Source organism: Luteimonas sp. S4-F44, from assembly GCF_022637415.1.
Taxonomy (GTDB): Bacteria; Pseudomonadota; Gammaproteobacteria; order Xanthomonadales; family Xanthomonadaceae; genus Luteimonas.
The window spans coordinates 1,816,613-1,842,629 of the sequence record NZ_CP093340.1 but is presented as its reverse complement, the minus strand read 5'-3'; the positions used below and the strand labels follow the sequence as shown (position 1 = coordinate 1,842,629).

Here is a 26,017-nt window from a genome sequence, read left to right as displayed (position 1 = left end):
GTCAAGGACTATCAGGACGCATTGTCCTGATTCTGTGTTGCGTCGCAGCATGCGCTGCGCAGATCGATGCACGGCGATCGCGTCGCCCGCAGGCCGGCGTTCAATGCGCGCCCGGGTCGGCGGTCTGCCCGGCGAGCAGCGGGCGGGCGCGGCGTTCCAGTCGCCACAGCAGCAGGGCGACGACTGCGCAGACGCCGGCCATCGCGGCGAAGAACACATGCGCGGAGGTGCGCGACCACAGCGTGCCGGCCGCACCCGCCAGCAGGTTGCCGCCGAACGAGGCCAGGAACCACGCAGCGATGATCGTCGCGCCGAAGCCGACGGGCGCCAGCCGTGCGAACAGGCCGAGTCCGACCGGCAGGATGAAGAGTTCGCCGAAGGTGAACACCGCGAAGAACAGTGCGGCCCACAGCCAGCCGACCTGCGCGGCGGGTGTGCCGCCGAGCACCGCGACGAGGGCGAAGGCGCCACCGACCACGGCCGCCCCGATCGCCATCTTGGTCAACGGCGGCGGCTCACGGCCGATCCGCGCTTGTCGGGTCCAGGCCCGGACCAGCCATGGCGTGATCAGGAACACCAGCAACGGGTTGAGCGAGAAGAACCAGGTCATTGGAATGGTGAAGTCCGCCGTGACCACCCGGTCGACGCCGGTGTCGAGCCAGATCGCGATGGTGTTACCGATCTGCTCGTAGGCCAGCCGGAACACCACCACCAGCCCGGCAACCATCGCCATCAGCTGCAGCACCGGGCGATAGGCCGGTTGCCACAGTGTCGACAGCGGCAGGGTCGTGCCGACGGTGCGCGGCGGATCCGGCGGCAGGTGCCGGCGCCCGCCGACATAGATCGCCAGACCGAGGAGCATGCCGATGCCGGCCGCGGCGAAGCCCACGTGCCAGCCGTAGACCTCGCCGAGGGTGCCGCACACCAGTGGCGCGAGGAACGCGCCGAGGTTGATGCCAACGTAGTAGACATTGAACGCCGAACCGCGACGCGGGTCCTCGCGCCGGTACAGATCGCCGACCTGGCCGGGCAGGGTCGGCAGGAACAGACCATTGCCGAGCACGATCGCCAGCAGCGCCGGATACAGCAGGGCGTCGAAGGCCATCAGAAAATGGCCGAACGCCATCACCGCGCCGCCCGCGATCACCGCGCGGCGCTTGCCCAGCCAGCGGTCGGCCACCAGCCCGCCGAACACAGGCGTCAGATACGCCAGGGCGGTGTACAGCCCGTAGACCAGCGAGGCCTGTTCCTGCGAGAACAGCAACTGCTTGGTCATGTAATAGACCAGCAGCGCCCGCATCCCGAAGTAGGAGAACTTCTCCCACATCTCGGTCAGGAACAGGATGGTCAGGCCGGGCGGTTGCCCGAACCAGGACCGCGGGGACTGGTTGTGCATGGTGGGTCCCCGCCGCTGTCTACACCTGCACGCCAGTGGTCAGCAGCCCTTGCGTCCAGCTGACGAAGGCGAGCACCAGCCCGGCCAGCGCCACGACCCAGCTGCCGAAGCGACGCAAGCGCGGCCACGTCGCAGGCTTGCGGACCGCCACCCAGACCAGGACCAACGCGGCCAACACGCCCAGCCACGACAGCGCCTGCACCAGCAGCAGCGGCAGGTCGCGATAGTCCGCCACGCCGCCCGGCGCCGAGATCGCCTGGGCATACAGCGCCCATGCCAGGACGCCTGCCAGCAGCACGGTGATCGACAGTGTCTGCGCAGCGCGCAGACCGCGGGCGTCGACAGGTGCCGCCACGCCGTAATGGCGCCGCACGAACACGCCACCGACGCGCAGGAGCGCCGACAGCACCAGCAACGCGAGCGACACCAGCAGGGCAGGGCGCAGCCAACCGGGCGAGCGCCAGGCGGGGAAGGGCTCGTAGCCGAACACCGAGGCGAAGGGGCCGGCCGAGAAGTAGACGGGCTTGCCGTCCTCGATCTTCACTTCGAGCAGGCCGCGGCCGTGCGCTTCCTGCCACAGCCACGGCGCCACTTCCCGCCACCGCAGCAGCTGGCCGTTGAGCCCCTTCTGGCCATCGACGGTGATCGTGCCGTCGGCCTGCGGATGTATCCGCACCGGCGACAGCAGGTTCACCACGCGCAGGTAGGAGCTATCGGAGCGGCGTGTGCTCTGCCAGCTCACCCTCGCCAGTGCAGCCGCGTGGGCGCGGGCGGTGTCGGCATCGACGCCCGGGCCGGCGGCGACGATCGGGCGCTGCGGCAGGAATTCGGCGACGAAGCGCTCCCAGACCTGCGCACGCAATGCCGACCCCGCGGCATCGCGGCCGGCACTGTTGGTGGACACGAACAGGCCGATGTTGCGTTCGGGCACCAGGTACAGCCACGAATAGAAGAACAGCGTGGTGCCGCCGTGCGAGCGCGTGTCGTAGCCGCCGGTGTCGGAGGTCATCCAGCCCAGCGCCATCCGCGGCAGGTGGGGCAGGATCGCCGGTTGGGGCGCGAACATCTGCGCGACGCTTTCGGGGCGCAGGATGCGCTGGCCGTCGAGTTCGCCGTGGTTGAGCATCGCCAGCATGAAGCGCGCCATCGACCCGCCCGACGCGTACAGGCCGCCGATGCCGGGTGCGGTGGTCTTCTCCGCCAGCCAGGCGTCGCCGGAGCCGAGCCGGTAGCCATTGGCCACATGCGGCAGGAGCTCGGCGGGCAGTTGTTGCTGGAAGCTGGCGTACTGCATGCCCAGCGGGCCGAGAATGTGCGCCTGCGCGTAGTCCTCGAACGACTGCCCGCTGATGCGCGCGACGATGTAGGCCGCCACGCCGGTGGCGTAGTTGGAGTACGCCGGCTTGGTGCCCGGCGCGAAGATCTGCTCGGGCACCCAGTCCTTGAGGTACTGCTCGTCGGTGTCTGGATGGTCGGGGCCCAGCACGATGAGATGGCGCATGCGTTCTTCCAGGCCCGTGGTATGCGTCATCACCTGGCGCAGCGTGATCGGCTGGCCCTTGGTCGGGACCTGGAAGTCGAGATAGGTGTTGATGTCGGTGTCGAGATCGAGACGGCCCTGTTCGACAAGCTGCATCACCGCCGTCCAGACGAACAGCTTGGAGATCGAGCCGGGGCGGAACAGCGTGGTCTGTGGATCGACCGGCGTGCGCTTGGCGACATCGGCGAAGCCGAACCCGCGCTCGGTGACGACGCGACCGTTCTCGACCACGGTCACCACTGCACCGGCGAGATCGCCCTGCGCCATCAGGTAGGGCACCAGTCCGTCGAGGAAGGTGTCGACACGCGCCGCATCGAGCGCGCCATCGCCTGCGGGCGGGCCGTCCTGCGGGACAGCGGGCGCTTGGGCAGCGGGCGATGCCGGCTCCGGCGCCGGCACCTGTGCCTGCAACGGCACACACAGGGCGGCGCTCGCGAGCAGCAGCCCGGATGCAAATCGCGACCAGCGGCGGATCGTGGTGTTCAACACCGTCATGACTGCACTCCTGTTCCCCAGACACTGTCGTCGCAATGGATCAGGCCGTCGTCGTAGCGGACGCCGGGCACCCGGTCTTCGGCCAGCACCAGCGGACCGTCGAGATCGACCACGTCGCAGTGCTGCCCGACGATGAACGCCGGGGCCATCGCCCAGCTGCTGCCCATCATGTTGCCGACCATGACCCGCATGCCCAGCGCGCGTGCCGTTTCGACCATCGCCAGGCCTTCGGTCAGGCCGCCGGACTTGTCGAGCTTGATGTTGATGACGTCGAACAGGCCTTCGAGCGCGCCAATCTCGGACACGTCCTGCACGCTTTCGTCGGCGGCGAACGGCAGCGGCCTGGCGAAGCCCTTGAGATCGGCCTCGCGCCCGCGTCGCAGCGGCTGCTCGAGCAGCCGGACATCGTGGTCCATCAGCACAGGAATGAGCGCGTCGAGCACGTCGACGGTGTAGCCCTGGTTGGCGTCCACGCCGATCCAGACATCCGGGCGCGCCTGACGCACCACGCGGACGCGCTCGATATCGACTTCCAGTTCGCCGCTGAGCTTGAGCTTGAGCGCCTTGGCCGGCGCATACCGGTTGATCGCGATCGATTGCATCGTCGCCGGGTCGTCGGCGCCGAGTGTCCAGGTGGTCAGCAGCGGACGGACCTGTTGCAGACCCGCCAGCGCCCACGCCGGCTTGCCTGCGCGACTGGCCTCCAGATCCCACAGGGCGCAGTCCAGCGCATTGCGGGCGCCGCCGCGCGGCAGCAGTTGCTGCAGGTCGGCGCGGGTGACGCCGGCCTCGATCTGGTCGCGCAGACCTTCGAGCGTCGCCTGCATCTGCTCGGGCGTGTCGTCGAGATAGTAGACGCCGCTGGCCTCGCCGCGACCGCGGTGGCCCTGGTCTTCCAGTTCCACGCGCAGCACCGGCGCGTGCTCGAAGACATAGCCGCTGATCCGGAACGGGGCGAGCATGCGCAGCTTGTCGATCTGCAGAGTCAATCTCATGGCGGTCTCCAGCCGACGTGCGGCGAGGGGTCAGTAATCGAGGGCGAAATCGGTTAGGCCGATCAGGACCAGGACGTAGGCGAGCACGCAGGCCGACGCCAGCAGCAGTGCGGCCCGCAGGATCGCGAACACGCCGCGTCGGCTGCGCAGGGTCTGCAACAGATGCCAGGCCGTCGCCGCGATGCCGCCGACGATGGCGATGACGCTGCCGATACCCAGCAGGATCACGATCGGGTCGAGGCGGCCGTCGAAGCGTGCGAAATCCGCCGAACCCCAGGCCATCACGGCCAGTCCGGCGGCCGGCATCAGCAGCAGCCAGGCGCAGGACACGCGGCTCAGGCGATAGGCGCGCAATGAGACCGGCGACCAATCCAGGTGGCGGCCGTAGCGGCGTCGGACGATCGCCGCGATCGGCCAGGCCAGCACGGTGGACACCAGCACGATGACCGCAGCGATCAGCAGTGGCTTGAGCCAGGTCACCGAGCGGTAGCCTTCGATCTGCAGGAAGACATTGAAGGGTGCCGCCGAATCGACGGCGAAGCCGACCGGCCGACCCTCCTTGAGGATCGCCGCCAGACGCACTTCGTTGTGTGCCGCCTGCCACAGCCAGGGGCCGACCGGCTTGAACAGCGTCGGCTGTCCGTTGGGCTGCTTCATGCGCTCGAAGCGCAGGCTGCCATCGTCGAGCGCCTGCAGGCGTGCCTGCGACAGGACCGTGATCCGTCCCAGTCCTGTCTCGGTGCGTCGCGCCTCGCGATAGGCGGGCGCGGCCAGACGACGCGCCTGCTCGGCGGCCAGGGCCACATCGACGGCAGGCGCCGGCGCCGGCGCGGTGGCGGGGAAATAACGGTCGGCGAAACGTTCCAGCAGTTCACGGCGGATCGGCCCTGTGACGCCGCCAACTCCCGCGCTGTTGAAGGACACGAACAGACCCACGTCGTGGTCGCGGAACAGGAACAGCTGCGAGTGGAAGGAGAAGGTATCGCCGGCATGCGAGACCACCCGTTGGCCGTTGACATCGACCTCGTAGAACCCCAGCGCCATCGTGTGCAGCGGCGGCGCGAAGCGTGTCTGCGGGGTCAGCATCTGTGCGCTGGTCGACGCGCGCAGGATCGGGGTGTCGTGGCCACCGGCCGCGGACAGGTGGGCGATCATGAATCGCGCCATGTCCGAGCCGCTGGCCGACATGCCGCCGGCCGGAACCGACGGCGTGACCTCGAACGCGCGCGCCTGGCCCGAGCCGCGTGCGTATGCCTGCGACGCGTGGCCGCGCAGCGCCGGCGGCAGCGGCTGCCGGAAGCTGGCGTGATGCATCTGCAGCGGCGCATAGATCCTGCGCTCGACGTACTCGGGGAAGGGCAGGCCGGAGACGCGCTCGACGATGTAACCGGCCAGGCTCGTGCCGTAGTTCGAGTAGGCGGGCGTGGTGCCGGGCGCGAAAATCCGCTTCGGGACCCAGTGCGCGAGATAGGGGCCGAGCGCGAGGCCGTCGGCCTCGGCGACAGCCTCGCTGGTCCACATGTTCTTGATGTTGGCTTCGAACCCGGCGGTATGCGTCATCAGGTGCCGCAGCGTGATCGGCGCGCCGCGCCCGGGAACGTCGAAGTCCAGATAGCGGTTGATGTCCGCGTCCAGGTCCAGCTGTCCGGCCTCGACCAGTTGCATCACCGCCGTCCAGGTGAACAACTTGGAGACCGACGCCACCCGGAACAGGGTGGTGTCCGGATCGACCGGGATCCGCTGCTCGACGTCGGCGAAGCCGTAGCCGCGGCGCACCAGAATCCGGCCGTTCTTGACCACCGTGACGACCGCGCCGGCGATATCGCCGCGCTCGATCGCGTACGGCAGGAAGCCGTCCAGCCAGGTGCCGACATCGGCCTCGATCAATGCAGGTGCTTCGACCGGCGGCGGCACGATCGCCGCCCCCGATTGCCGGGCGAAGGCTGGAACGCTCGCGGCGGTGGCACAACACAACACGACAAGCCACGTCCACAGACGCATGCGATGACCCCCTCGACGGCAATCCGAGAGCGATGCAGGTGAGCCCGGCACCGCCGAAGATATCTCAATCAGGCTACATTATTCCTGATCAGAGAAATGTCAAACATTGCGTGGTGTCGATTGCGATACGGGGCACCCGCCACCTGGTCCGTCGTGGTGTCTGCGTCCGGCTGGCCTGGACGCGATCGAGCGGTACAAGGCGATCGCGTCGCCCGCACCAAGAAAACATCCTGATCAGGATGGTGTTCATCCGCGCGTAGTATCGTGCGCACACCTTCATTGCAAAGGACAAGGCCTGTCGATGAGTCCGAAGAGCCCCACGCTCGGAACCCTGCTGCGCGGCTTGCGCACGCGCCGGGGCTGGACGCTCAGGGAGATGAGCGAACACACCGCCATCCCGCTGTCCACCCTGTCGAAGATCGAGCACGACCGACTGACGCTGACCTACGACAAGCTCCAGCACCTGGCGCAGCGCTTGAACATGCGCGTGTCGGAGCTGTTCGCCGAGCCCGAGCCCGGCGCCGCGCCGCAGGCGGTGACCGCCCGCCGCAGCATTGGCACGCTGGACAAGGCGTTGCGGGTCAAGACCGACAATTACGACTACTTCTATCTGTGCACCGAATTGCGGCGCAAACGCATGATCCCGATCGTCACCAGGGTCCGCGCCAAGACGACGGCCGAGTTCGGCGATCTGGTGCGCCATCCCGGCGAGGAGTACATCCACGTGCTCGAAGGCCGGGTCCAGGTGCACAGCGAGTTCTACGACCCGGTGGTGCTCAGCGAAGGCGAGGGCATCTACATCGACAGCCAGATGGGACATGCCTACATCGTCGATACCGGCTGCGAGGAAGCACTGCTGCTCGGCGTGTGTTCGAGCGCGGACGAAGACCTGATGGAATCGCTGATCACCCTGCACGAGCAGGAAGGCAGCCTCTGAGCTCAGCGTGGCCCTGCCTTGCCGTGCGTGCGCACGCAGGGCAGGGGACGTGCTGACCGCCACGGGCCATAATGTCGGCATGCCGGAACCGCGCGCGCCCATTGCGATCGATGCCGCCGCCGACGCGGCGTGGATGCGCCGGGCGCTGCTGCTCGCCGAACAGGCGATGATCGAGGACGACGAAATTCCGGTCGGGGCGCTGATCGTCTCGCCGGAGGGCGAGGTGATCGGCGAGGGCTGGAACCGCAATATCGCCGAGCACGATCCCAGCGCGCATGCGGAGGTCGTGGCGATGCGCCGCGCGGGGCGGGCCTTGGGCAACCACCGGCTGGTGGGCTGCACGCTGGTGGTCACGCTCGAGCCCTGCGCGATGTGCGCGATGGCGATGATCCATGCGCGCATCGCGCGCGTGGTGTTCGGGGCGTTCGACCCCAAGACCGGCGCGGCGGGCAGCGTGTTCGACGTGCTGGGCGATCCACGGCACAACCACCGGGTGGCGGTGACCGCCGGGGTGCTGGCCGAGATCGCCGGGCCGATGCTGACGAATTACTTCCGTCGCAAGCGCGGCCGCCCGCTGCGCTGAACGCGGGCGAGGGATATGGACCGCTGCGATATCATGCGCGCCACGACAGCGATGGCGACCTGCCCATGAATGCCGACAGGCACAGCGATACCCGGTTGATCTGGATCGATCTGGAGATGACCGGTCTGGACACCGACCACGATCAGATTCTCGAGATCGCCACCGTGATCACCGACGGCGATCTCAACGTGCTGGCCGAAGGTCCTGAATTGGCGATCGTGCAGCCGCTCGATGTGCTCGAGGCGATGGACGACTGGAATCGCAATCAGCACACGCGTTCGGGGCTGTGGGCGCGCTCGCTGGAGCAGGGGGTCGGTCTGGCCGAGGCGCAGGCGCGCACGCTGGCGTTCCTGCAGCAGTGGGTCGAGCCGGGTCGCTCGCCGATGTGCGGCAATTCGATCTGCCAGGATCGGCGCTTCCTGCATCGGCAGATGCCGGCGCTGGAGAAGTTCTTCCATTACCGCAATCTGGACGTGAGCACGCTCAAGGAGCTGGCGCGTCGCTGGGCGCCGCAGATCCTGTCGGGCTTCACCAAGCATTCGGCGCATACCGCGCTGAGCGATGTGCACGATTCGATCGACGAGCTCCGGCACTACCGGCGCCACATGGCGGCGCTGGCGCAGCCTTGAGTTCTCGCGAGAACGGGGCCGTGGATTCCGTCTTCGGATAGGCATCGGCCTGCCGGCCGGTGGCCGCTCTTCCCTCGGTCAAGGCATCCTGCCTTGACTCGGGCGCGCGCCATCCTTGGCGCGTTTGGCGCGGCCACCGGCCGCCAGTCCGCTGCTGCAGACGTGTGCGCCCCGGCTTCGAGTACACGCAACGTCGCATGCTGGGAGAAATCGCGCACTGGCAGGCTCAGTGCGTCGGGCTGGTTGGGGGGTGCGATAGCGCACCCTAGGGGCGTAGAGCCTGCTTGCCGGGCGGTGGCGAGCGCAAGCTGTATGTGTGCGACATGCCGCGCAATCCGGCTCCGTGAGGCGGAGTGGTCGGAGCGAACCGGCAGGCCTTCCCGACCGGCAGAACATGCGCACTTCAATCGAAGTCACTCTTCGAACGACCTCGGCAGCGGACTGGCGGGCGGTGGCCGCGTCGAGCGCGCCAAGGATGGCGCGCGCCCGAGTCAAGGCAGGATGCCTTGACCGAGGGAAAAGCGGCTACCGCCCGGCAGGCCGATGCCCGCCCGAAGTGAGCGCCTTTCTCGCGCGGAAGCTACAAAAAAGCCCGGGAACATCCCGGGCTTTTCGTGGAGCAGGGCAGTCAGCTCGCGCGTGCCTTGGACTTGGCCAGCCTCAGCCAGGTATCGACCACGGTGTCGGGGTTGAGCGACACCGACTCGATGCCTTCTTCCATCAGCCACTGCGCCAGATCCGGATGATCCGACGGCCCCTGGCCGCAGATGCCGACGTACTTGCCCTTCGCGCGGGCGGCCTTGATCGCCATCGACAGCAGCTTCTTGACCGCCGGATCACGCTCGTCGAACAGGTGCGCGACGATCGACGAATCGCGATCCAGGCCCAGCGTGAGCTGGGTGAGATCGTTGGAGCCGATCGAGAAGCCGTCGAAGATCTCGAGGAATTCGTCGGCCAGCAGCGCGTTGGACGGCACCTCGCACATCATGATGATCTTCAGGCCGTTCTCGCCCTGTTTCAGGCCGTTCTTCTCCAGCACCTCGACGACCTTGCGGCCTTCGTCGAGCGTGCGCACGAACGGGATCATCACCCACAGGTTCTCCAGGCCCATGGTGTTGCGGACCTTGAGCACCGCGCGGCATTCGAGCGCAAATGCCTCGGCGAACGAGTCGTCGACGTAGCGGCTGGCGCCGCGGAAGCCGATCATCGGGTTCTCTTCGTGAGGCTCGAAGTTGCTGCCGCCGATGAGGTTGGCGTACTCGTTGGACTTGAAGTCCGACAGGCGCACGATCACCGGGTTGGGCGCAACCGACGCGGTCAGCGTCGCGATGCCCTCGGCCAGGCGATCGACATAGAAATCGACTGGGCTGCGGTAGCCGACGGTCTTGGCGTCGATCTTCTTCTTCGTCTCCGCGTCCTGCCGGTCGTACTGCAGCAGCGCGTTGGGATGTACGCCGATATGCGCGGCGATGATCATCTCCAGGCGCGCCAGGCCGATGCCGGCGTTGGGCAGTTGGCCGAAGTCGAACGCGCGCTCGGGATTGGCCACGTTCATCATGATCTTCAGCGGCGCCTCGGGCATCGAAGTCAGATCGGTCGTGGTGCGCTCAAACGGCAGTTTGCCGGCATAGATGTAGCCGGTATCGCCCTCGGCGCAGCTGACCGTGACCTCCTGGCCGTCCTCGATCGTCTCCAGCGCGTTGCCGGTGCCGACCACGGCGGGCACGCCGAGCTCGCGGGCAATGATCGCCGCATGGCAGGTGCGGCCGCCGCGATTGGTGACGATCGCCGACGCGCGCTTCATCACCGGCTCCCAGTCCGGATCGGTCATGTCGGCGACGAGCACGTCGCCAGGGCGGACCCGATCCATGTCCTCGAGCCGGCGCACCACGCGCGCCACGCCCGCGCCGATCTTCTGGCCGATCGCGCGGCCTTCACAGACCACCTCGCCGCGCTGCTCCAGCGTGAAGCGTTCGATCTGGGTGTTCTTGGCGCGCGATTTCACCGTCTCCGGGCGCGCCTGGACGATGAACAGCTTGCCGCTGGCGCCGTCCTTCGCCCATTCGATGTCCATCGGCCGCTGGTAGTGCTCTTCGATGATCAGCGCCTGGCGTGAAAGTTCCTGCACGTCTTCGTCGTCGAGCGAGAAGGTGTTGCGCAGTTCGGCCGGCGTCTCCTCGGTGCGCACGCGTTCGCCCGGCGCGTCGGAATAGACCATCCGCAGCTGCTTGGCGCCGATCGAGCGGCGCAGGATCGCCGGCTTGCCGGCCCTGAGTGTGGGCTTGTAGACGTAGAACTCGTCGGGGTTGACCGCGCCCTGGACGACCATCTCGCCCAGGCCGAAGCTCGAGGTCACGAACACCACATCGCGGAAGCCCGACTCGGTGTCGAGCGTGAACAGCACGCCCGAGGCGCCGATGTCCGAGCGCACCATCAACTGCACGCCGGCCGACAGGAACACGTCCTCGTGCTTGAAACCGTGGTGGACGCGATAGGCGATCGCGCGGTCGTTGTAGAGGCTGGCGAAGACCTCCTTGATCTTGTGCAGCACGTCGTCGACGCCGGTGACGTTGAGGAAGGTCTCCTGCTGCCCCGCGAATGACGCGTCGGGCAGGTCCTCGGCGGTGGCCGAGGAGCGCACCGCGACCGCGATGTCGCCGCCGCCATTGTCGGCGCACAGCGCCGCATAGGCCTTGCGGATGTCGGCGTCGAGCTCAGGCTGCAGCGGGGCCTCGGTGACCCAGCCGCGGATCTCGCGACCGGCGGCGGTCAGTGCGCCCACGTCCTCGACATCGAGCGGCGCGAGACGATCGAAGATGCGCTGGTGCAGATCGTTGTGCGCGATGAACGCCTTGAATGCGTCGGCCGTCGTGGCGAAGCCCCCGGGCACCGAGACACCCAGCTTGGCCAAGTTGCCGATCATCTCGCCGAGGGAAGAATTCTTGCCGCCGACCTGGGCCAGGTCGGTGAGTCGAAGGTCGTGCAGCCACAGGATGTTGGCGCTCAAGAGGAGGCTCCGTGTTGCGTGATCGGGATGACCGGACCGGCGGGTCCGGCTGAGACGGGTTATTTTAGCCTTCCCGGGCGCCGCGGCGCTCGCCGATGCGACGGCCCCGTCATGCAGACCCCCCGTCCTGTGTTCTATGTCTCAGATGGCACCGGTATCACCGCCGAGACCATCGGCCACAGCCTGCTGACCCAGTTCAGCGGCACGCAGTTCAGCACCAATCGGATCCCATTCGTCGACAATCCCGAGCGTGCGCGCGAGGTCGCGGCGCTGATCCGCGCCCGCGGCGAGGTCATGGGCGCACGCCCGATCGTCGTCAGTTCCTGCGTGGATCCGGGCCTGGCGACCATCCTGGAGGAGAGCGGGGCACTGGTGCTCGACGTCTTCGCGCCCTTCATCGAACCGCTTGAGCGCGAGCTGGTCGAGGCGCGCGAGTCGCGCGTCGGGCGCGCGCACGGCATGGTCGACTTCGACACCTATCACCGCCGCATCAATGCGATGAACTTCGCGCTCGCGCACGACGACGGCATGTCGGTCAACTACGACGAGGCCGACGTGATCCTGGTGGCGGTGTCGCGCGCCGGCAAGACGCCGACCTGCATCTACCTGGCGCTGCACCACGGCGTACGGGCGGCGAACTATCCGCTCACCGACGAGGATCTCGAGCATGATCGGTTGCCGCCGCGGCTGCGTGCGCACCGGGCCAAGCTGTTCGGCCTGACGATCGATCCGGTACGTCTGGCCCAGATCCGCCAGGAGCGGCGCCCGAACTCGCGCTACGCCAAGCTCGAGACCTGCCGCCACGAGGTCGGCGCGGCCGAGTCGCTGTTCCGGGCCGAGCGCATCCCGGTATTGAGCACGACCAACACCTCGATCGAGGAGATCTCCAGCAAGGTGATGTCGACGCTGGGCATCGAGCGGGTGATGTACTGACGCAGACCTGGCCCCGGATGCCGGGCGGTTCACTCCACGGCGTGTAGGATCGCGACATGGCGAATGTCCACACCACCCGCGTCCGGATGCCCGCATTGGGCCGCTTCGGCTGGCTGATGGCGCTGTATGCCGAGAACCACGTCCGGCTCACGCGGCTGTTCCATCCCGGCGACCTGTCTCCCGGCACCTACCTGTCGCAGGCGCAGGGCACGCCGACGGTGCGGCTCGACGTGATCGCGCAGCATCGCTACACGACCGAATTGCGGCTGAGCTACACCATGCTCGATCCGCTGACCGGCGAGCCGGACCCGTCCGCGCACCTGCGTCTGTATCGCGACGCCGGCCAGGTCGAGGCGACGCATTGCTATGTCGGCCGCCGCTGGCAGGACGTCATCGGCATGTTTCCACCACCGGCCGAAGTGGTCGACCATCGCTTGCGCATGAACACGTTCCTGGGTAAGTGGCTGCAATATCTGGTGGAGCAGGGGCATGGGGTTGCAACTTTGCGTCCGAATCTGGATGATGCGCGCCTCGCTCGCGACGAAGCCGAACTGCTCGACTGAAGGCCCCTCCCGGAGGCCGCAGGTTGCGAACGAAGTGGAAGCGAAAACTTGTTGACGTTGCCGCACGGCATCCCTACAATTTCGCGCTTCCCACTGTGGGGCCATAGCTCAGCTGGGAGAGCGCCTGCATGGCATGCAGGAGGTCGGCGGTTCGATCCCGCCTGGCTCCACCACAATTTCGTCGCGAACCACAAGGCCGGTCCGCGACACGATGCAGGCTTCTGCGTCCCCATCGTCTAGAGGCCTAGGACACCACCCTTTCACGGTGGACACCGGGGTTCGAATCCCCGTGGGGACGCCACTCAACGCGCTGCGAGCGGGCTACTTCTCATCGAAGTGGCCCGTTTTTTTTGCCGTCTCGCGCGGCACACTGCCGTCATGACTTGTCGACGCCACAGGAGTAGCGTTTCGTTGGTCGCCTAGGGGGAGGACGGACGTGAGAAAGCTGCACGAGGCCGACCGGATCGCGCTGATCCGCAGTCTGGATCTGCTGTCGCTGGCGGGGAATCCTGAATTGGACAGGATCGTGGCCCTGGCTGCGTTCGCGTTCCGGGTCAAGACGGTCCTCATCTCCTTGGTCGACGAGGTGGACCAGCACTTTCTCTCCTGTGTGGGCACCGAACTGCGCGGCACCAGCCGGGAGATCTCGGTCTGCACTCACGCGATCGAGCAGGACGATATCTACGAGGTGCCCGACCTCGCCGCCGATCCGCTGTTCTCGCGCAACCCGCTGGTGATGCAGGCGCCGCGCATGCGCTTCTACGCCGGTGCGCCGCTGGTGCTTGGTGACGGCTACAAGGTCGGCACGATCTGCCTGATCGACTACGCACCGCGACGGCTGGACGAGGCCGAGCACGAACAACTGCGCTCGTTCGCAAACCTGGTGGTGGGGCAGATCTCGCTGCTGCGATCGATGGGGCGGCGCGATCCGGTCACCGGCCTGGCGAACCGCCAGCAGTTGACCTGGGATCTGCGCGAGTCCCTGCGTCAGTCGCCCCCCGCAATCGCGGTGCCGTCGCACCTGTGCATCATCGACGTGCTCGATGTGGCGAGCGCCCATCGGCTGACTCAGGCGCTGGGCGTGGCGCCGGTCGAATCGATCGTGCGGCAGTTGGGCTTTCGCCTGACCGACGCGCTGGGCGACACCGCGCGGGTCTACCACGTCGGCGTCACCCGGTTCGCTTTCGTGCTGGCGGGCCAGTCGCGCGACGAGGTCGAGGCGATCCTGACGGACCTGCGTGCGCAACTCAGCGCGCCGGTGGTCAGCAGCGGGTTGACCTTGCAGACCGTCTTCCACGCTGGCGTGGCGGGCTTCTCGACGCACGATGCGGCCGACGTCCTGCGCCGGGCGGTGACCGCGATGCATGCCGCGCTGGAGAGCGGGGCGCCCTGGTGCGAGTACGATCGCGACCGCGACGCACGGCTGCAGCGCCATTACCGCCTGGCCACCCAGGTCGAGCGCGCCCTGGAGACCCGTGAGTTCTCGCTGGTGTATCAGCCGCGCCTGAGCCTGTCGACCGGGCGCCTGGGCTCGGTCGAGGCCTTGCTGCGCTGGCAACATCCCGAGTACGGCGACATCACCCCGGACGAGTTCATTCCGGTCATCGAAGGCACGACGCTGATGCCGCGGGTCACGCGCTGGGTCCTGCGCCAGGCCCTGGCCCAGTTGCTGGAGTGGGAGCGGCAAGGCGTGGCGCTCGACATCTCGGTCAACCTGTCCGGCGCGGACTTCCGCGACGGCCAGTTGCCGGCGTACATCGCCGACCTGGCGCGCCAGCTCGATGTCGAGCCCGCGCGCCTGGAGGTGGAGGTGACCGAGGGTGAATGGCTGCGCGACAAGGGCAGCGTCGCCGCCCAGCTCGCCGCGCTGCAGGCGCAGGGATTCAACGTCGCGATCGACGATTTCGGCGCCGGCTACAGCAACTTTTCCTACCTCAATGAACTGCCGGCCACGACGATCAAGATCGATCGCGGCCTGCTCGCCGGGATCGAGACCAACGAGCGCCGCGCACGGTTGATCCGGACGGTGCTCCAGCTGTCCACCGAATTGGGCTATCGCACGGTCGCCGAAGGCGTGGAAACGGCCGGCCAGCTGGCGATGCTGTGCGAATGGCAATGCGACGAAGCCCAGGGCTTCCACGTCTCCCAGCCGCTGGCGCCGGAGGCCCTGATCGCACTCATCCGGCAGCACGACAGTGCCGCCTCCAGGTCGCCGCTGTCCGGCACCGAGGCCGGGCATCTTGCCGGCGTCGGCCAAGCCGGCTCGCTATAATCAGTCGCGATGCCCCGGGTCTCCGCCACTGCCGTTCGCATCCTGCTGCTCGCCCTGCTCCTGATCGAATCGATGGGCGCGGTCTTCGCCGCGCCCGCCATGCAGGACGCGGCTTCGATGCACGACGCCGGCCAGGCGAGCGACGACGCCCCGCGACCTTGCCACGGCGCAGCCGACGACGCCCCGTCGGAGCGCAATGGCGCACCCGCGCCGCACGCCTGCGACGACGAGGGCGGCTGTCTCTGCCTGCATGGCTGCAGCGCCGTGCTGATACCGCGCCAGCGGCCCCTGCCGGAGGTGCCGGCGCCGGCCCGTCACGCTGCAGAAGTGGCCCAGGCGCGGGGCGATCCTGCCGCCATCCAGCCGATCCGCCCCCCCATCGTCATCGCCTGATCCGCACCGATCGTCCGCCCCGATCCGGGGCAGGGCGCAGGGCCCGCACGAGTGGGCCATCCTACGGATGGAGTGACGATGACTTCCGATATTGCCTCTGGCCGCCGCGGCTTCGACCCCGCGCGCCGCCGTTTTGTCCAAGGTCTGGCGCTCGGTGGCCTGGCCGCCGGCCTGGGCGGCTGGCCGCGCCCGTCCTGGGCACTGCAATCCCCGAACAGCCGTGTTCTGGCCGGCACCGACTTCGATCTGGTGGTCGGCGAGACCCTGGTCAACTTCACCGGCCGCACCCGGCCGGCCGCCACCATCAACGGCAGCCTGCCCGCGCCGATCCTGCGCTGGCGCGAGGGCTCGACGGTCACGCTGCGCGTGCGCAATGCGCTATCGGCCGGCTCGATCTTCGGCGACATGACCTCCGTGCACTGGCACGGCATCCTGCTGCCAGCGAACATGGACGGCGTGCCGGGCATGAGCTTCGACGGCATCCATCGCGGCGAGACGTTCCAGTACCGCTTCGACGTGCGCCAGGGCGGCACGTATTGGTACCACAGCCATTCCGGGTTCCAGGAACAGGCCGGCATGTACGGCGCGCTGATCATCGATCCCATCGAGCCCGAGCCGTTTGCCTACGACCGCGACTACGTCGTGCTGTTGACCGACTGGACCGACCTCGCTCCGCGTGCGCTGTTCGCGCGGCTCAAGCAGATGGCCGAGCACGATAACTGGTACAAGCGCACCGCCGGCGACTTCGCCCGCGACGTGCGCCGCGACGGCTGGCGCGCCACGCTCGCTGACCGACGCGCCTGGGGGCAGATGCGGATGACGCCGACCGACATCTCCGACGTCAATGCGCACACCTACACCTATCTGATGAACGGCACGACGTCGCCGGGTAACTGGACGGCGCTGTTCCGCAGCGGCGAGAAGATCCGCCTGCGCTTCATCAACGGCTCGGCGATGACCTACTTCGACGTCCGCATCCCGGGCCTGAAGATGACGGTCGTCGCGGCCGACGGCCAGTACGTGCACCCGGTGACGGTCGACGAGTTTCGCATTGCCGTGGCCGAGACCTTCGACGTCATCGTCGAGCCCTCTGGCCAGGACGCCTACACGATCTTCGCCCAGGACATGGGGCGGACCGGCTTCGTCAGCGGCACGCTCGCCGTGCGCGAAGGCCTGCGCGCCCCGGTTCCCATGATCGACCCGCGCCCGATCCTGACCATGGCCGACATGGGCCACGGCGGCATGCACGGCATGGATCATGCTGCGGGGCAGGGCATGGGGCAGGGCGCTCACGACGCGGCGATGCACGGCGGCGGCCACGGCCACACCGCGATGGGGCACGCCGCGATGGACCATGCCGACATGGGACATGGCGCCACGCCGATGCAGGCCCATCCCGACAGCGAGCGCGGCAATCCGCTCGTCGACATGCAGACCATGACCCCAGCGCCGAAGCTCGACGACCCCGGCATCGGCCTGCGCGACAACGGTCGCACGGTATTGACCTATGGCGCGATGCGCAGCCTGTTCGACGACCCGGATGGCCGTGCGCCATCGCGCGACGTCGAGCTGCACCTGACCGGCCACATGGAGAAGTTCGCCTGGTCGTTCGACGGCATCAAGTTCAGCGATGCCGCGCCGCTGCGGCTCAACTACGGCGAACGCCTTCGCATCGTGCTGGTCAACGACACGATGATGACCCATCCCATCCACCTGCACGGCATGTGGAGCGATCTCGAGGACGACGACGGCCGCTTCCACTTGCGCAAGCACACCGTCGACATGCCGCCCGGGACGCGTCGCAGCTTCCGCGTCCGCGCCGACGCGCTCGGGCGTTGGGCGTTTCACTGCCACCTGCTGTATCACATGGAAGCGGGCATGTTCCGCGAAGTGCAGGTGGTCGAATGAGCGCCGCCACATCGCATCGCAAGTGCATGCCCACGTTGCTCGCCGCCGCGCTGCTCGTCGCGAGCGGCGCGCACGCACAGGACCATGCGCATGGTCACGGCCATGTCGAGGCATCGCATCGATCGACATCGACAGCGGCGTCGCAGGGAGCGTCCACGGATCGGCACCCGTTGCCCGTCGAGGGGACGCACGAGGGAGAGGGCGCGCATCCATTGCCCGTGAGAGAGGCCAGCCTGCGTACCGGGGCGGACCATGCCGGCCATCCCGAGCCAACGGCGCAGAAGACACCTGCCCATGATCCAGCGCAGTCGCATGGGGCAGCGCCTGCGAGCGCACACCCTCCCGCGCACAACCACGCCAGGATGGCCCATTCCGAGATGGATCACTCGGAGATGGACCACTCCGGCATGGATCACTCCGGGATGCGTGCTGCTGGCGGACACGCAGTAGACGAGATGGACCGCCACGCCGGGCATGCGTCTGCGCCAGGCGACCTGCCTTCGGACGCCTTGCCGCGCACACCGATCCCGGCGCTCAGCGACGACGACCGCGCGGCCGCGTTTCCGTCATTGCATCCCCACGCGATGGGCGATTCGGCAATCCGCCACTTTGTCCGCGTGGATCGCCTCGAAGGCTTCGACACCGATCACGGCCACGGCCTGGGCTGGGAGGTGGACAGCTGGATCGGCGGCGATCTGCACCGCGTGTGGCTCAAGTCCAGCGGCGAACGCGTGGCCGGCCGGACCCACGACGCCTCCGTGGACGCGCTTTATGGCCGCAGCGTGTCGCCCTGGTGGGATGTCGTCGCCGGCGCTCATCACGTCTTCGCACCGGGACGCGCCAAGACCTACGCCAGTGTCGGCGTGCAGGGCCTGGCGCCGTACTTCTTCGAGGTCTCGGCGATGGCGCATGTCGACGATCGCGGCCGCGTGCTCGCCGAGTTGGAGATCGAGTACGAGTGGCTGTTGACCAACCGGCTGATCCTGCAGCCGGCGGTCGAGCTCGCGGCTGCCAGCGAGGCCGATCCTGAGCGCCGCATCGGCAGCGGCCTGGGCGAGATCGAAGCCGGCCTGCGCCTGCGCTATGAGGTCACCCGGCGCTTCGCCCCGTACATCGGCCTCGTACACGCGCGCAGCTTCGGCCAGACCCGAGCGCTCGAGCAGGCCGACGGCGGCAGCGGCCGCGAGACACGCTGGGTGATCGGCGTCAGGACCTGGTTCTAGCTGACGCGTTCAATCCCGACGACAGCGCGGGGCCGATGGGCCGGGGCCCTCGGCCCCGGTCGCCATCGGACGCACACGCGTCACCAGTGTCAGCAGCATCTTGCCCGGTTCCTCGTTCATGACTTCGTGTGCCGACTGTTCGAACCAGACCAGTTCCTTGCATGGCGCATCGACCGTCGCGAACCAGTCGGCCGCCAGCTCGGACGACACGTTGTGGTCGTGGCGACCCAGGAAGAGGAACAACGGGGTCTTGAGCTCGCGGATCGTGGTCATGTCCAGCGTGAGGACCCCAGACAGGAGATGGGTCATCGAGTAGTCGTTGCCGGCCCAGACCGCAGCCAGATCGGCATCGCTGTACTCGGGCGCCAGCCACAGCGCCGCGGCTTCGGCCTGTCCGCCGCGGCGGTTGTGGACCATGCCGCCGTAGTGGTTCAGCCACTTGCGCTGCTTGAACAGCGCCTCGAGCGGGACGGGCGCCGTGCCCGGCGCATACGGCTGCAGTGCCGTCAATTCATCAACAGCCTCTGTATTGCCGTCCTGGCGCGCCTGCGCCAGCGTCCAGGCCCAACCACGCCGTTCGCTTTCCGGCGCATTCGAGATCTGGCCCACGCCGATGTAGGCATGCAGCCACTGCGGCCGCTGCCGCGCCACCTCGAGCCCCAGATAACTGCCCCAGGACTGGCCCAGCACGAAGATCCGATCCTGCGAAAACGTGGTGCGCAGCCAGGCCACCATCTCCAGCGCATCGGCCACCATGCGTTCGCGGGTCATGGTCGGGGCGATCTCGTCGGGATCGTGGCTCGCGTAGGTCTTACCTGCGCCGCGCTGGTCCCACTGCACGACGGTGAAGAACTCCTCCCAGCCACGCTGGAAGTACCAGCTCGTCGGCATCGACACCCAGCCCGGGCCGCCGTGGAGCATCAGCAGGACGGGATTGCGGCGATCGCTGCCACGAATGGAGACCCATTGATCGATGCCGCCGATCCGGACCTTCTCGAGACGTTCGACACCGTGATCGGTGACGACACGCCGCATGTCGGCCACGATCGCCACGCTGTCTTGCCGCGTTTTGGACGCCTGCGCGTCGGAGGCGCGCAGAGGCGATGGCAGCAGGAGGATGGCGAGCGAGGCCGCGATGCAGGCGGTGGCTGTGGGGCCGAGAATGCGGTGAAGCGACATCGGATGCCTGGCGTGGTGGGACGAGGGCGCCGATGTTGCCATGCCGCCGGGGCAGGATCACGGTTTACGTTCGCACGGGACGGCGCCATGGTCGCTGTCACAACGGCGCGGTCTGGATCGTCAGCGCATCTCGGCTTGCGGTGCCGCATCGGCGCCATCGGTCGGTGATCCATGCAGTCGCGCGTGCAGCGCAGCACGCAGAACCCGGGCGGCGGGGCCGAGCGGACGGTCGTTGCGGTGCGCAAGATACGACTCGAGGTCGACGCGCCCGTGTCGACCGAGAGCGGCGACATCGAGCCGCTGCAGCCGTCCCGACGCCAGTTCGGACTCGACCGCCCACAGCGGCAGCCGTCCCCAGCCCAGGCCTTCGCTGATCATCGCGTGCTTGATGTCCTGTCCGGCGACACGCCACGTGCTCGGCGACAGGACGCCGAAGTCCTTGTCCGCGCTCCGTGCGCTGGCGTCCTCAAGCACGATCTGCAAGTGCTCGGCCAATGCCGACGGCAGCAGCGGATCAGACTGACCGGCCAGCGGATGCCCCACGGCGACCACCGCGACGAAGGGCACCGGCGACAGCGCTTCGAGCTGGATCTCCGGCTCCCGGAATTCCTCACCCACAGTGATCGCGAGCGTGCAGCGCTCTTCGCGCAGCGCGGCCAGCGGTTCGCCCAATGGCGCCGCGCGCAGGCGGACGGCGACGGACGGATAAGTCCGATGCATTGCGTCGAGCGCGTGGGCGACCACCTGGATCGGAAACAGCGTATCGACGACCAGCGACAGGCCCAATTCCACGCCGTCCCCGAGCCCGCGTGCGCGGGCACGCATCGTATCCATTCGCAGCAGGACGGCACGGGCATCGGCGAGCAGGGCACGCCCCTCCGGCGTCATCGTCGGGCGCCGGCCGGCGCGGTCGAACAGTTGGACGCCGAGCTGGGCCTCCAGGCTCGCGATCGCGTGGCTCACCGCGGACTGCACGCGCCGGATGCGCCGGGCGGCTGCGCGGAAGCTTCCCGTTTCAGCCACGGCCACCAGGACGCGCAGCTGGTCGAGGGTCAGGCCATCGAGCATGATCTATTCCATCGATCAGAATGACCGAAACATTAGCACTTCCGCAGATCGCATTGCGCTGCGAAGGTGGTCTCCGATTCCTCCGGAGACAGTCGCCATGCCCAGGATTCTGGTGCTGTACTACTCGGCCTACGGCCACATCGAGACGATGGCGCATGCCGTCGCTGCGGGTGCTCGGGACGCCGGCGCAGATGTCGCAGTCAAGCGGGTGCCGGATCTGGTGCCGACGGACGTGGCCGCCCAGGCAGGCTACAAGACCGAGCAGGCCGCCTCGGTTGCGACCGTGTCGGAGTTGCCGGGGTACGACGCGATCATCGTCGGCACACCGACGCGCTACGGCAACATGGCCGCGCAGATGAAGAACTTCCTCGACCAGACCGGTGGGCTCTGGTTTCGGGACGCGCTGGTGGGGAAGGTCGGCAGCGCGTTCACATCGACTGGCAGCCAACACGGCGGACAGGAAACCACGCTGCAATCCACCCACACCGTGTTGCTGCACCTGGGCATGGTGATCGTCGGCCTGCCGTACACGTTCAAGGGCCAGTTGCGCATGGACGAGGTGACCGGCGGCACGCCATACGGCGCATCGACGCTGGCCAGCGGGGAGAACGACCGCGATCGTCAGCCGAGCGCGAACGAACTCGACGGTGCGTGGTTCCAGGGGCACCACGTGGCCCGGATCGCGGCGGCACTTGCCGGGCTGCACGCTGAGGCGTCGCCATGACAGCGCATGCCGCGCAAGCGGCGGCCGCGCCGGTCGCTGCGATGCAGCACGAGGCCGCGCCGACACGTCACAGCCGGGCGCACCGAATCGTCAAACCTGTATCCGGGCACACGCGCCCGCAATGGAGACTGACGATGCACGCTCCCCAATCCCCCACACAGCCGGCGCCGGTCGACCGGGCATTGCCTGATGTCTACCGCGCGCTCCTGGCTGTGCACACGGCCAACGACCGGCACGGACTGCCGCGCGCCTTGCGCCACCTGGTGCACCTGCGCGCGTCGCAGATCAACGGTTGCGCATACTGCATCCGCATGCACACCCGCGAGGCGAGGGCAGACGGCGAGACCAACGCGCGTCTCGACCATCTCGCCGGCTGGCGGCACATGACGGACTACACACCGGCCGAGCGCGCTGCATTGGCGTGGACGGAAGCACTCACGCGCCTCGGCGGCGATCGCGAGCCAGACATCGGCGCGTTGCGCACGCAGTTACGCGCACACTTCGAAGACACGATGATCGCGGCGCTGACGGTGGAAGTGGCGATGATCAACCAGTGGAACCGCATCGCGATCGCCAATCACTGACATGACCGACCGGCACGACGACAGCATCACCGCCTTCGACGACGCCCGGCCCGGACTGCTGGGCCTGGCGTATCGCCTGCTGGGCTCGCGGGCCGATGCGGAGGATGCGGTGCAGGACACCTTCCTGAAATGGCAACGCATCGATCGTGCAGCGATCGCATCCGCTGGCGCCTGGCTGACCACCACCTGCACCCGACATTGCCTAGACCTGCTGCGCAATGCACATCGCAGCCGTGTCGACTACGTCGGCACCTGGTTGCCGGGGTACGACGCGATCATCGTCGGCACACCGACGCGCTACGGCAACATGGCCGCGCAGATGAAGAACTTCCTCGACCAGACCGGCGGGCTCTGGTCAGCGGCTCTGGCCGGGCTGCACGCGGAGGTGTCGCCATGACATCGCACGCTGGGCAGGCGGCGGTCGCGCCGGTCGCCGCGACCGACCGTCTCGCCTTGTCGCTCGTGATCGGTGCCGGCATCGTGTCCGCCTTCCAGGTGGGCAAGGCGACGCTGGCGTTGCAGGCGATCCGGATGGATCTGGAGGTGGCGCTGTCGGCCGCGTCCTGGGTGTTGTCGGCCTTCGCGCTGCTCGGGGCGTTGATCAGCGTGGCGGTCGGCGCGATGTCGGACAGGCTCCAGGCCCGGCCAACCGTCATTGCCGGCCTGCTGCTGCAGGCGGTTGGCTCGGCACTGGGCGCCATGGCGCCGTCGCTTGCTTCGCTGCTCGCAGCGCGGGCACTGGAAGGCCTGGGGTTTCTCGCCGTCACGGTTGCCGCGCCGGCGCTCGTGGTGGCGGCGACCACGGTCGCAACGCGCAGGCCGGCGTTTGCTGCGTGGGCCATGTTCATGCCATTGGGCATGGCGATGATGATGTTCGCGGCCCCCGCACTGGGCGCACTGGGATGGCGCGGCCTGTGGTGGGCGAATGCGGCCTTGCTGGCGGTCTATGCACTGGTGCTGGGGCTGGGGACGCGCGACCTTCGTCCGATCGCAGGGCAGGGCAATGACCGCCATTGGCGACACGGCCTGCGCGTGGTGCTGGCAGACCGCGGCGCATGGTGGCTGGCCGGCCAATTCTGTGCCTACACCGCCATGTTCTTCGCGCTGTTCGGGTTCCTGCCAACGATCCTCGGGGCGCGCCTGGCGGTGGACGGACCGGCGGCCGGGGTGCTCAGCGCGATCGCCGTGCTGGCTGGTGCCGCCGGGTGTCTGGCCGGTGGTGCCCTGCTGCAACGCGGCCTGGGCACGACGCAACTGCTGCGCGGGAGCTTCGCGACGCTTGCACTGTGCACCGTCGGCATCCTGGTCCTGCCACTGCCCGGCGAGCTGGCCTACCTGCTGTGCCTGCTGTTCTCGTTCGTTGGGGCGTTCATTCCGGTCGCGATCTTCGATGCGGCGCCGCGACTGGCCCGGCAGCCAGGAACGCTCGGCTCGGTGGTGGGGCTGGCGACACAGGGCAACAACGCCGGAATCGTCCTCGGTCCGCTGCTTGCCGGCAGCGTCGCCGGCACCGCCGGCTGGCCGTGGGTGGCGCTGCCCTTGGTACTGATCGCGCTGCTGGCGATGGGGGCTGCGGCTGTTTGCCGGCGCCGGCTGGAGGCCGGGCGATGAGGGCGGTCGCCAGCGTCGCAGTGCTCGCCTTGGCCGGCGGGTCGATGTGCCAGGCGCAGGCCGACGTGACGCTGCCGCCGGTGAACCTCGGTGACAGTACGTTTCAGGACGGAATCGCTGGGCCGGGCTGGATGGTCCAGCAGACCTTGTCGGCATATCGCGCGCAGCGCTCTCGGGACGACCGCGGGCAACGTTCGAACGACGCACCGCAGATCGAATCCGTGGCGCTGCTCGGCCAGCTCAGCGTGATCTCCAACCGCCGCGTCCTGGGTGCTTACTGGGGTGGAGAGCTCATCGTGCCGTGGGTCCATGCGCAGGTGACGCCCGCGCACGGCAGTCCACTACGCACGAGCGGTCTTGGCGATGTCTTCATCAGTCCGCTGATTCTGCAATGGCCGCAAGCACATCTCGCCGGACGCCCGTTCTGGCAGCGCCTCAACCTCAACGTCAGCCTGCCCACCGGCGGTTACGGCACACCGGGCCGGCTGGACGCGGGGCACAACGTGCTGCAGTTCAATCCGCACTACGCGTTCACCTGGGAGCGATCCGACGCCTGGGAGCTCAGTGGCCGCCTGCATTACCTGTGGACCGGCCCCAATCGCGATCCGGCTGCCGGCCTCGACGCCTCCGAGGTCCAGGCTGGACAAGCGCTGCATCTCAACGCGTCGATCTCGCGTTCGGCCGGCCAGGATCTGCGCATCGGCGCTGCGTTGTACGCGCTGGTTCAGATCACCGACGACCGCATCGACGGCGTCGCGCAACCTGGACGCGAGCGCATTGTGGGCGTCGGGCCCGCACTGGGATGGTCGCGCGGCGCCACCTCGTTGCACGCCGCGGCGTACATCGAAACCCTGGCGAAGGATCGATCCGAAGGAGCCCGGCTCAGTGTGCGTTACGCCACGCGATTCTAGGGGCCCTCGCGCAAACGCAGAGGGCGCTGCGGCCGTCGCCCGATCACCGGACGCTTGCGCGCTCGTTCGAGGCCTCGTCACGCAGCCACTGGCAGAACGCGTCCACGGCCGGCGTCGGCATCGGCGTGTCGCGGCGCACCAGCCAGAACGCATACGCGTTCTCCGAAGTCTGCGCGTAGGGGCGGAGCAGCCGGCCTCGCTGGAGATCGTCCGCGACCAGCGGGCCGATCCCCAGTGCAACCCCGTGCCCGGCGATGGCGGCTTCCTGCGCGAGATAGGCGCTGGTGAACACCGGTCCCGCGCCGGTGTCGGCATCGGCCGCACCTGCGGCCTCGAGCCAGTCCGCCCAGCCGGGCACGCCGGGCCGCCCCACCGCCGTCCGATCGTGCAAGAGCGTGTGGTGGCGCAGATCGCCGGGCACGTGCAGCGGATGCGGGCCGAGCAGCAGGGCAGGGGCGCAGACGGGGAACACCGCCGCGTCCATCAAGCGTTCCGCATGCACGCCCGCATAGCCGCCCGCGCCGTAGCGCAGCCCGACATCGAGGCCGTCGTGGACGAAGTCCGCAGGGGCGTCGCCGGTCTCGATCCGGACCTGAATACCGGGCCATGCCCGGTGGAAACGATGCAGCCGCGGCACCAGCCATTTCGCAGCGAACGACTCCAGTGTCGTGACCCGCAACACCGCGGCCGCCTGGGACATCGCCTGGTCCAGCGCTCGATCCAGATGCCCGAACACCTCGCCCAGCGTCGCCGCCAGCGCCCGTCCCGCATCGGTGAGCACGACCGCACGGTGCTGACGCTGGAACAGCGGCAGTCCGAGATACGCCTCCAGTTGCTTGACCTGATGACTGACTGCGGCCGGCGTGACGAACAGCTGGCGGGCCGCCGCGGTGAAACTCAGATGACGCGCCGCCGCCTCGAACGTGCGGAGCGCATTGAGCGGGGCAGGGCGGCGAGATCTCACAAGAGGCGCAACCGGTCGAAGCGGCGAGCATCGTATCGCGTTAGTTTTTCTGATGCGAACGCCAACCGAACTCGTTTGTCGCGCACGCGCAGCATCGCGAC

General features: G+C 68.1%; 21 protein-coding genes, 2 tRNA genes and 1 pseudogene. 16 read left to right on the top strand and 8 right to left on the bottom strand.

From position 1 onward, the window contains the following. Positions 1-100: 100 nt before the first annotated feature. Genes MNO14_RS08390 through MNO14_RS08375 form a run of 4 tightly spaced genes read right to left on the bottom strand, consistent with a single transcriptional unit; the run spans position 101 to position 6,427 of the window. The gene (locus tag MNO14_RS08390) at positions 101-1,396 is read right to left on the bottom strand and encodes a peptide MFS transporter (RefSeq protein WP_241946219.1); all 1,296 of its coding nucleotides are present in this window, start codon (positions 1,394-1,396) and stop codon (positions 101-103) included. A 19-nt stretch (positions 1,397-1,415) separates the two neighbouring features. After that, on the bottom strand, positions 1,416-3,431 hold the full coding sequence (locus MNO14_RS08385) for a serine hydrolase domain-containing protein (protein WP_241946218.1): 2,016 nt from the start codon (positions 3,429-3,431) through the stop codon (positions 1,416-1,418). Further along, positions 3,428-4,426 carry a dipeptide epimerase gene (locus MNO14_RS08380; RefSeq protein WP_241946217.1) on the bottom strand — a complete coding sequence of 333 codons (999 nt, stop codon included), beginning with the start codon at positions 4,424-4,426 and terminating at the stop codon, positions 3,428-3,430. The genes MNO14_RS08385 and MNO14_RS08380 overlap by 4 nt, the downstream gene beginning before the upstream one ends. A gap of 30 nt (positions 4,427-4,456) precedes the next feature. Beyond that, positions 4,457-6,427, bottom strand: a complete 1,971-nt coding sequence (locus MNO14_RS08375; RefSeq protein WP_241946216.1) for a serine hydrolase domain-containing protein — start codon at positions 6,425-6,427, stop codon at positions 4,457-4,459. A 301-nt stretch (positions 6,428-6,728) separates the two neighbouring features. Between MNO14_RS08375 and MNO14_RS08370 the strand changes: the two genes are divergently transcribed. The 3 genes from MNO14_RS08370 (at position 6,729) to orn (ending at position 8,576) form a co-directional block, all read left to right on the top strand. Beyond that, positions 6,729-7,364 carry a helix-turn-helix domain-containing protein gene (locus MNO14_RS08370; protein ID WP_241946215.1) on the top strand — a complete coding sequence of 212 codons (636 nt, stop codon included), beginning with the start codon at positions 6,729-6,731 and terminating at the stop codon, positions 7,362-7,364. A 79-nt stretch (positions 7,365-7,443) separates the two neighbouring features. Further along, on the top strand, positions 7,444-7,947 hold the full coding sequence (gene tadA / locus MNO14_RS08365) for a tRNA adenosine(34) deaminase TadA (protein WP_241946214.1): 504 nt from the start codon (positions 7,444-7,446) through the stop codon (positions 7,945-7,947). A 65-nt stretch (positions 7,948-8,012) separates the two neighbouring features. After that, positions 8,013-8,576 (top strand): oligoribonuclease, encoded by a 564-nt coding sequence (gene orn / locus MNO14_RS08360; RefSeq protein ID WP_241946213.1) that lies wholly within the window; start codon positions 8,013-8,015, stop codon positions 8,574-8,576. Positions 8,577-9,204: 628 nt separating this feature from the next. On the opposite strand, the gene ppsA is transcribed toward orn, so the two are convergent. Next, positions 9,205-11,583: a phosphoenolpyruvate synthase gene (ppsA, locus tag MNO14_RS08355; protein ID WP_241946212.1), complete on the bottom strand. Its 2,379-nt coding sequence runs from the start codon at positions 11,581-11,583 to the stop codon at positions 9,205-9,207. Between the two features lie 111 nt (positions 11,584-11,694). On the opposite strand from ppsA, the gene MNO14_RS08350 reads away from it, so the two are divergent. The 8 genes from MNO14_RS08350 to MNO14_RS08310 all read left to right on the top strand — a co-directional run bounded on the left by MNO14_RS08350 (position 11,695) and on the right by MNO14_RS08310 (position 18,875). Beyond that, positions 11,695-12,516: a pyruvate, water dikinase regulatory protein gene (locus MNO14_RS08350; RefSeq protein WP_241946211.1), complete on the top strand. Its 822-nt coding sequence runs from the start codon at positions 11,695-11,697 to the stop codon at positions 12,514-12,516. 56 nt (positions 12,517-12,572) lie between these two features. After that, positions 12,573-13,079 carry a DUF1249 domain-containing protein gene (locus MNO14_RS08345; RefSeq protein WP_241946210.1) on the top strand — a complete coding sequence of 169 codons (507 nt, stop codon included), beginning with the start codon at positions 12,573-12,575 and terminating at the stop codon, positions 13,077-13,079. A gap of 97 nt (positions 13,080-13,176) precedes the next feature. Next, positions 13,177-13,252: transfer RNA gene (locus MNO14_RS08340), tRNA-Ala, on the top strand. A 52-nt stretch (positions 13,253-13,304) separates the two neighbouring features. Then, positions 13,305-13,380, top strand: a tRNA-Glu gene (locus tag MNO14_RS08335). Positions 13,381-13,515: 135 nt separating this feature from the next. Then, on the top strand, positions 13,516-15,351 hold the full coding sequence (locus MNO14_RS08330) for a sensor domain-containing phosphodiesterase (protein WP_241946209.1): 1,836 nt from the start codon (positions 13,516-13,518) through the stop codon (positions 15,349-15,351). A 9-nt stretch (positions 15,352-15,360) separates the two neighbouring features. Beyond that, positions 15,361-15,744 carry a CopL family metal-binding regulatory protein gene (locus MNO14_RS08325; protein WP_241946208.1) on the top strand — a complete coding sequence of 128 codons (384 nt, stop codon included), beginning with the start codon at positions 15,361-15,363 and terminating at the stop codon, positions 15,742-15,744. A 78-nt stretch (positions 15,745-15,822) separates the two neighbouring features. After that, entirely contained in the window at positions 15,823-17,652 is a 1,830-nt protein-coding gene (locus MNO14_RS08320) for a copper resistance system multicopper oxidase (RefSeq protein WP_241946207.1), read from the top strand. A gap of 455 nt (positions 17,653-18,107) precedes the next feature. Next, positions 18,108-18,875: a copper resistance protein B gene (locus tag MNO14_RS08310; protein ID WP_241946302.1), complete on the top strand. Its 768-nt coding sequence runs from the start codon at positions 18,108-18,110 to the stop codon at positions 18,873-18,875. A gap of 9 nt (positions 18,876-18,884) precedes the next feature. On the opposite strand, the gene MNO14_RS08305 is transcribed toward MNO14_RS08310, so the two are convergent. Continuing rightward, positions 18,885-20,054, bottom strand: a complete 1,170-nt coding sequence (locus MNO14_RS08305; protein WP_241946206.1) for an alpha/beta fold hydrolase — start codon at positions 20,052-20,054, stop codon at positions 18,885-18,887. Between the two features lie 120 nt (positions 20,055-20,174). Next, positions 20,175-21,122, bottom strand: coding sequence for a LysR family transcriptional regulator (locus MNO14_RS08300; RefSeq protein WP_241946205.1), 948 nt, complete (start codon positions 21,120-21,122; stop codon positions 20,175-20,177). A gap of 97 nt (positions 21,123-21,219) precedes the next feature. Between MNO14_RS08300 and wrbA the strand changes: the two genes are divergently transcribed. From wrbA to MNO14_RS08270, 5 genes and pseudogenes are all read left to right on the top strand, one after another. Beyond that, positions 21,220-21,846: an NAD(P)H:quinone oxidoreductase gene (gene wrbA / locus MNO14_RS08295; RefSeq protein WP_241946204.1), complete on the top strand. Its 627-nt coding sequence runs from the start codon at positions 21,220-21,222 to the stop codon at positions 21,844-21,846. A 134-nt stretch (positions 21,847-21,980) separates the two neighbouring features. After that, positions 21,981-22,430: a carboxymuconolactone decarboxylase family protein gene (locus MNO14_RS08290; RefSeq protein WP_241946203.1), complete on the top strand. Its 450-nt coding sequence runs from the start codon at positions 21,981-21,983 to the stop codon at positions 22,428-22,430. 1 nt (position 22,431) lies between these two features. Next, a pseudogene (locus MNO14_RS08285) lies at positions 22,432-22,689 on the top strand (sigma factor); the annotation flags it as partial. Between the two features lie 134 nt (positions 22,690-22,823). Further along, positions 22,824-24,041: an MFS transporter gene (locus MNO14_RS08275; RefSeq protein WP_241946202.1), complete on the top strand. Its 1,218-nt coding sequence runs from the start codon at positions 22,824-22,826 to the stop codon at positions 24,039-24,041. 65 nt (positions 24,042-24,106) lie between these two features. Then, the gene (locus tag MNO14_RS08270) at positions 24,107-24,952 is read left to right on the top strand and encodes a transporter (protein ID WP_241946201.1); all 846 of its coding nucleotides are present in this window, start codon (positions 24,107-24,109) and stop codon (positions 24,950-24,952) included. A 43-nt stretch (positions 24,953-24,995) separates the two neighbouring features. Here the strand turns inward: MNO14_RS08270 and gcvA are convergent, their stop codons facing one another. Beyond that, positions 24,996-25,916, bottom strand: coding sequence for a transcriptional regulator GcvA (gene gcvA, locus MNO14_RS08265; RefSeq protein ID WP_241946200.1), 921 nt, complete (start codon positions 25,914-25,916; stop codon positions 24,996-24,998). Positions 25,917-26,017 lie beyond the last annotated feature (101 nt).

What these genes read in the sequence shown, in the direction of transcription:
- MNO14_RS08380 (WP_241946217.1), bottom strand. Translation starts at nt 4,426, where the DNA reads ATGAGATTGACTCTGCAGATCGACAAGCTGCGCATGCTCGCCCCGTTC.
- wrbA (WP_241946204.1), top strand. Translation starts at nt 21,220, where the DNA reads ATGCCCAGGATTCTGGTGCTGTACTACTCGGCCTACGGCCACATCGAG.
- MNO14_RS08350 (WP_241946211.1), top strand. Translation starts at nt 11,695, where the DNA reads ATGCAGACCCCCCGTCCTGTGTTCTATGTCTCAGATGGCACCGGTATC.
- MNO14_RS08385 (WP_241946218.1), bottom strand. Translation starts at nt 3,431, where the DNA reads ATGACGGTGTTGAACACCACGATCCGCCGCTGGTCGCGATTTGCATCC.
- MNO14_RS08275 (WP_241946202.1), top strand. Translation starts at nt 22,824, where the DNA reads ATGACATCGCACGCTGGGCAGGCGGCGGTCGCGCCGGTCGCCGCGACC.
- orn (WP_241946213.1), top strand. Translation starts at nt 8,013, where the DNA reads ATGAATGCCGACAGGCACAGCGATACCCGGTTGATCTGGATCGATCTG.
- MNO14_RS08345 (WP_241946210.1), top strand. Translation starts at nt 12,573, where the DNA reads ATGGCGAATGTCCACACCACCCGCGTCCGGATGCCCGCATTGGGCCGC.
- MNO14_RS08290 (WP_241946203.1), top strand. Translation starts at nt 21,981, where the DNA reads ATGCACGCTCCCCAATCCCCCACACAGCCGGCGCCGGTCGACCGGGCA.
- tadA (WP_241946214.1), top strand. Translation starts at nt 7,444, where the DNA reads ATGCCGGAACCGCGCGCGCCCATTGCGATCGATGCCGCCGCCGACGCG.
- MNO14_RS08390 (WP_241946219.1), bottom strand. Translation starts at nt 1,396, where the DNA reads ATGCACAACCAGTCCCCGCGGTCCTGGTTCGGGCAACCGCCCGGCCTG.
- MNO14_RS08325 (WP_241946208.1), top strand. Translation starts at nt 15,361, where the DNA reads ATGCCCCGGGTCTCCGCCACTGCCGTTCGCATCCTGCTGCTCGCCCTG.
- MNO14_RS08305 (WP_241946206.1), bottom strand. Translation starts at nt 20,054, where the DNA reads ATGTCGCTTCACCGCATTCTCGGCCCCACAGCCACCGCCTGCATCGCG.
- MNO14_RS08300 (WP_241946205.1), bottom strand. Translation starts at nt 21,122, where the DNA reads ATGCTCGATGGCCTGACCCTCGACCAGCTGCGCGTCCTGGTGGCCGTG.
- MNO14_RS08310 (WP_241946302.1), top strand. Translation starts at nt 18,108, where the DNA reads ATGGACCGCCACGCCGGGCATGCGTCTGCGCCAGGCGACCTGCCTTCG.
- MNO14_RS08320 (WP_241946207.1), top strand. Translation starts at nt 15,823, where the DNA reads ATGACTTCCGATATTGCCTCTGGCCGCCGCGGCTTCGACCCCGCGCGC.
- MNO14_RS08375 (WP_241946216.1), bottom strand. Translation starts at nt 6,427, where the DNA reads ATGCGTCTGTGGACGTGGCTTGTCGTGTTGTGTTGTGCCACCGCCGCG.
- MNO14_RS08370 (WP_241946215.1), top strand. Translation starts at nt 6,729, where the DNA reads ATGAGTCCGAAGAGCCCCACGCTCGGAACCCTGCTGCGCGGCTTGCGC.